This is a genomic window from Streptomyces sp. UNOC14_S4 (assembly GCF_020740835.1).
GTDB lineage: Bacteria > Actinomycetota > Actinomycetes > Streptomycetales > Streptomycetaceae > Streptomyces.
The window spans coordinates 1-5216 of record NZ_JAINFC010000516.1; the positions used below are offsets into that span (position 1 = coordinate 1).

The 5216-nt window shown below is 74.5% G+C and carries 4 protein-coding genes and 1 pseudogene; 4 read left to right on the forward strand and 1 reads right to left on the reverse strand.

The genetic code is table 11. The features are described from left to right. Positions 1 to 52 precede the first annotated feature (52 nt). On the forward strand, positions 53 to 808 hold the full coding sequence (locus tag K6I34_RS30930) for a DUF4239 domain-containing protein (RefSeq protein WP_229331112.1): 756 nt from the start codon (positions 53 to 55) through the stop codon (positions 806 to 808). Here K6I34_RS30930 and K6I34_RS30935 read toward each other — a convergent pair. Beyond that, a complete protein-coding gene (locus K6I34_RS30935) occupies positions 786 to 2096 on the reverse strand; it encodes a cytochrome P450 (RefSeq protein ID WP_229331114.1) in 1311 nt (436 codons plus the stop codon). The genes K6I34_RS30930 and K6I34_RS30935 overlap by 23 nt on opposite strands. Before the next feature lie 142 nt (positions 2097 to 2238). Here K6I34_RS30935 and egtA point away from each other — a divergent pair, with 142 nt between their 5' ends. From egtA to K6I34_RS30950, 3 genes and pseudogenes are all read left to right on the forward strand, one after another. Continuing rightward, positions 2239 to 3606 carry an ergothioneine biosynthesis glutamate--cysteine ligase EgtA gene (egtA, locus tag K6I34_RS30940; RefSeq protein WP_229331116.1) on the forward strand — a complete coding sequence of 456 codons (1368 nt, stop codon included), beginning with the start codon at positions 2239 to 2241 and terminating at the stop codon, positions 3604 to 3606. Further along, a complete protein-coding gene (gene egtB / locus K6I34_RS30945; RefSeq protein ID WP_229331118.1) occupies positions 3603 to 4931 on the forward strand; it encodes an ergothioneine biosynthesis protein EgtB in 1329 nt (442 codons plus the stop codon). Before egtA ends, egtB begins: the two co-directional genes overlap by 4 nt. Next, a pseudogene (locus K6I34_RS30950) lies at positions 4931 to 5216 on the forward strand (class II glutamine amidotransferase); the annotation flags it as partial. The gene egtB and the pseudogene K6I34_RS30950, both read left to right, overlap by 1 nt.

Consider the following 5216-nt stretch of genomic DNA (forward strand, 5'->3'; position numbering starts at 1 on the left):
GTCCCGCCCCTCCCCCGTCTGCTTCCCTCTTCCGCCCTTCCGGAGGTTCCCCTTGTCCGAGTGGCTGGTCCTGACCATCGCGATGGCCGCCGCGTGCGTGGTCGTCCTGACGATCACCGTGCTCCGGGACCGCCGGGCCGGCGAGAAGAACGACCCGTCCGAGACCCCCGACGTCATCGAGTACATGACGATGATGGTCGGCGTGGTGTACGCCATCGTGCTCGGCCTCGCGATCGCCGGGGTCTGGGAGGCGCGCAACAGCGCGCAGGACGGCGTACGCACCGAGGCCCAGGCTCTGCACGAGGTGAGCGAGCGGGTCCAGGCGTACGCGCCCGCCGAGCGCGACCGCACCCGCGAGGACGTCAACGCCTATGTGAGCTACGTGGTGCACAAGGAGTGGCCGGTGATGCTCAGGCGGGGCGAGATCACCGACCGCAGCGAGCAGTTGCTGGCCAAGGTCCGGGAGGACGTCACCTCCTATGTGCCGCGCAACGACCACGAGGCGCAGTCCTACCAGCCGCTGCTCGACCAGGTGGGGGCCGCGGACGCGGCGCGCAGCGCGCGGGCGCAGAACGCGGACGACACCATGCCGGGCGTGGTGTGGTTCGGGCTGATCGCGGGCGCGCTGGTCGCGGTGGGTCTGATCTTCACGCTCCAGATCCGGCGTTCGCCCCGGGAGCTGCTGCTGGCGGGGCTCTACAGCGCGCTGATCGCGTTCCTGCTCTTCCTCATCTGGGACTTCAACACGCCCTTCGGGCACGAGGTCGTGGACGCCTCCGAGCCGTTCACCCGGCTGTTCGCCATCTGACCGGCAGGTGCTTGAGCCCGTTCTGGAAGTTGGAGGCGAGCCGCACGGGCTCGCCCGCCCGTTCCAGGCCGGGCAGCCGGTCGACGGCGGCCCGCAGCATGGCCCGCGTCTGCGCACGCGCCAGGTGCGCGCCCAGGCAGAAGTGCGGACCGTGGCCGAAACTGACGTGGTCGTTGGGGCTGCGGGTGATGTCGAAGCGGTCGGGGTCGGGGAAGACCCGCTCGTCACGGTTGGCCGAGGCGTGGTAGACGACCACTTTGTCGCCGCGCCGGACGCGCACCCCGGCCAGTTCGGTGTCGCGGGTGGCCGTGCGCCGGAAGCGGATGACGGGCGGCCAGTGGCGGAGCGTCTCCTCCACCGCCGAGTCCGTCAGCTCGGGCCGGGTGCGGAAGAGTTCGAGCTGGTCAGGGTGGTCGAGGAGGGTCAGCAGGGCGCCGGGGACGCCGTTGCGCAGCGTCTCGTTCCCGGCCACCGCGAAGAGGAAGAACATGTTCTCGAACTCGTCGCGGGTCAGCCCGCCCGCGCGCATGCGGGCCATCACGCTGCCCGGCCGGGCCCCGTCGGCCAGGGCGTGGGCGTAGGCGAACATGTCGGCGAGCGCCTCGCGCGAGCGCGGGTCGCGCATGCTCCCGTCCGGCCGGGTGCGCGAGGCCGGGCGGCGGGCCAGGGCCGCGCGGCCCATGGGGCTGAGCGTCGCGGGGTCGGCGGTGCTGGACTCCGCGTGCTCGGCGTCCTGGTAGCCGACGACCCGGTTCGACCAGTCGTACAGCAGCCGCCGGTCCTCGTCCGGCACCCCCATGAGGTGGGCGAGGGTGCGTACCGGCAGGTCGGCCGTGAGCTCCACGAAGTCCGCCTCGCCCCGCCCGGCCACGGCGTCGACGAGCGCGTGCGCCCGCTCCTCGATCACGGCCTCCAGCTCGCGCACGGCCCGCGGGGTGAACGCGGCCGAGACGATGCGCCGTAGCCGCGCGTGCCCCGGCGGGTCCTGGTTGAGCATCATGGCCCGCACGAACGCGAGGTCCTCCGGGGTGTCCGGGTCGGCGACCTGGGTGGCGCCCAGATACGAGGAGTAGACACCGGGCGTACGCAGCACGTGCTTCACGTCGGCGTGCCGGAAGACCGCCCAGTAGCCCGGTCCCCCGGGCCAGGGCCCGACGGCCGGTTCCCCGATACGGCATACGGGATGTGTATCCCGCAGTTCCCGGAAGCGTTCGTACGGCACTCCGCGGGCATAGGTCGAGGGGAGGAAGACGTCGGCGGTCACCTCGGGCCCAGTCGTATCCGGCACACCGGGGACCGTACGCCCTCCTCTCGCGGGCTCGTCAAGGGCTCGCGACAATGGCGGAGAGCCCCATGCCCCTTGTGCCGTACGGGTGCGGCCGCCGGTCGCACCGCGACAGGGGCGGAGGGGACCACGGACGGAGGTACGGATGACCGAGACCGAGTCCGACTTCGGGACGGTGCCCGCCCGGGTCGTCGGCGAGACCGACGCGGACACCCTGGTCCGGGGGATCTGTTTCAAGACCGGGCCGCCCAGGCTGCTCGGTGTCGAACTGGAATGGCTCGTCCACGACCTCCGCGATCCCACTCGCCCCGTCCCCCCACCGCTGCTGACAGCGGCCGTCGACCGGCTGCGGACCCTGCCGCTGCGGTCCCTGCTCTCGGTCGAACCCGGTGGCCAGGTGGAGCTCAGCTCCCGGCCCGCCGGCTCCCTCGCCTCCTGCGTGGCGGACGTCTCCGCCGACCTCGCCCTCGCCCGCCGCGCGCTCCGCGGCCTCGGGCTCGCCCTCGCCGGATACGGCATGGACCCCTGGCAGCCGCCCCGCCGGGTCCTGGACACCCCGCGCTACGCCGCGATGGAGGCCCACTACGACCTGTTCGGCGCCGCCGGGCGCAGCACGATGTGCCGGACGGCGTCCGTGCAGGTGTGCGTGGACGCGGGCTTCGAGGAGCCGGGCCCGCTGGGCTTCGGGCGGCGCTGGCGGCTCGCGCACCTGCTGGGCGCGGTGCTGGTCGCCGCGTTCGCGAACTCCCCGCTGGAGGCGGGCCGCCCGACCGGCTGGCGCTCCAGCAGGCAGGAGACGTACACGCGGATGGACCCCGGGCGCACCCTGGCCCCGGTGGAGGAGTTCGACCCGCGCGCCGGCTGGGCGGCGTACGCGCTGGACGCGCCGGTGATGTGCATACGGTCCGAGGGCGGCTGCTGGCGGCCCCCGCAGGGGCTCGACCTGCGTGGCTGGCTCCGCTCCGGAGAGCCGCGCCCGGCCACGGCCGACGACGTGGCCTACCACCTGACGACGCTCTTCCCGCCGGTGCGCCCCCGGGGCCACCTGGAGCTGCGCATGATCGACGCGCAGCCCGGGGAGGACGGCTGGCTGGTGCCGCTGGCCGTCACGGCCGCCCTGTTCGACGACCCGGTGGCCGCCGAGACCGCCTACCGGGCGGTCAAGGCCCTCGCCGACACCGCGGGCCCGGAGCCCGCGCCGCGCAACGCCCTGTGGCGGAACGCGGCGCGCGACGGCCTGACCGACCCCGAACTGCGGGCCGCCGCCGTCACCTGCTTCGCCGCGGCCCGGGAGGCACTGCCCCGGCTGGGGGCGCCGCCCTCCGTCCTCGCCGCGGTCGACGAGTTCACCGCGCGCTACGTCGACCGCGGGCGATGCCCGGCCGACGACGTCCTCGACCGCGTACGCGGCGACGCCCCCGGAACCGTCCCCGGCGGTGTCCCCGGCGGTGTCCCCGGAATCGTCCCCGACAACGTTCCCGGCAATGTCCCCGGCAGGGAGGCCCGCCCATGACCACCACCGCCGGACCGGACCCCGAACGCCTCCGCTCGCGTGCCGTGGCCGCCCTGACCACGGCACGCGAGCGCACCGCCGCCCTCACCGACTGCGTCGACGAACGCGAACTCACCTCCCAGCACTCCCCGTTGATGTCGCCCCTGGTCTGGGACCTCGCGCACATCGGCAACCAGGAGGAGCTGTGGCTGCTGCGCGCGGTGGGCGGCCGGGACGCGCTGCGCCCGGAGATCGACTCGGTGTACGACGCGTTCCAGCACCCGAGAGCCGAACGGCCGGCGCTGCCGCTGCTGCCGCCCGCCGAGGCCCGGACGTACGTCGCCGACGTGCGCGGGCGGGTCCTCGACCTGCTGTCGACGGCGCCGCTGCACGGCACGCCGCTGGTGACGGCCGCCTTCGCCTTCGGCATGATCGCCCAGCACGAGCAGCAGCACGACGAGACCATGCTGATCACCCATCAGCTGCGGCAGGGGCCCGCCGCGCTCGCCGCGCCGGAGCCGCCGCCCGCGGCACCGGACGCGGGACTGCTGCCCCCTGAAGTCCGTGTCGAGGGCGGCCCGTTCACGATGGGCACCTCCACCGAACCCTGGGCCCTGGACAACGAACGGCCCGCCCACATCCGCGTCGTGCCGCCGTTCTTCATCGACACGCTGCCGGTGAGCAACGGCGCGTACCTGCGGTTCGTCGAGGACGGCGGCTACGAGGACCGGCGCTGGTGGCATCCGGAGGGCTGGGAGCAGGTGCGCGCCCACCGCCTCCGGGCGCCGCTGTTCTGGCGGCGCGAGGGCACGGGCTGGGTGCGGCGGCGGTTCGGGACGGTGGAGCCCGTGCCGCCGGACGAGCCGGTGCTGCACGTCGGCTGGTACGAGGCGGCGGCCTACGCGGCCTGGGCGGGCAGGCGGCTGCCCACGGAGGAGGAGTGGGAGAAGGCGGCCCGCCACGACCCGGCCTCGGGCCGCTCCCGCCGCTACCCCTGGGGCGACGCGGACCCTACGCCCGAGCACGCCAACCTGGGACAGCGGCACCTGCGGCCCGCCCCCGTCGGCGCCTACGCGGCGGGCGCGTCGCCGCTGGGCGTACGGCAGCTGATCGGTGACGTGTGGGAGTGGACGGCGAGCGACTTCCTGCCGTACCCGGGCTTCCGCGCCTTCCCCTACCGCGAGTACTCGGAGGTGTTCTTCGGCCCCGCGTACAAGGTGCTGCGCGGCGGGTCCTTCGCCGTCGACCCGGTCGCCTGCCGGGGGACGTTCCGCAACTGGGACCTGCCGGTCCGGCGGCAGATCTTCGCCGGTTTCCGCACCGCCCGTGACGCGGAACCGTTCTGATGTGCCGTCATCTGGCCGTGCTGGGACCGGCGGAGCCGATGCGCACGACCCTGACCGATCCCCCGTACTCGCTCGTCCGCCAGTCATGGGCGCCGCGCCGGCAGCGGCACGGCACGGTCAACGCGGACGGCTTCGGCGTCGGCTGGTACGCGCCGGGCGACCCGGTGCCCGCGCGCTACCGGCGGGCCGGGCCCGTCTGGGGCGACACGGCCTTCGCCGACCTCGCCCGCGTCGTGCGCACCGAGGCGCCGCCCGCGTCCGTGCGCGACGCCACCGAGGCGGGCG

Coding starts and splice junctions, on each gene's coding strand:
- egtA (WP_229331116.1), top strand. CDS start 2,239: ATGACCGAGACCGAGTCCGACTTCGGGACGGTGCCCGCCCGGGTCGTC.
- egtB (WP_229331118.1), top strand. CDS start 3,603: ATGACCACCACCGCCGGACCGGACCCCGAACGCCTCCGCTCGCGTGCC.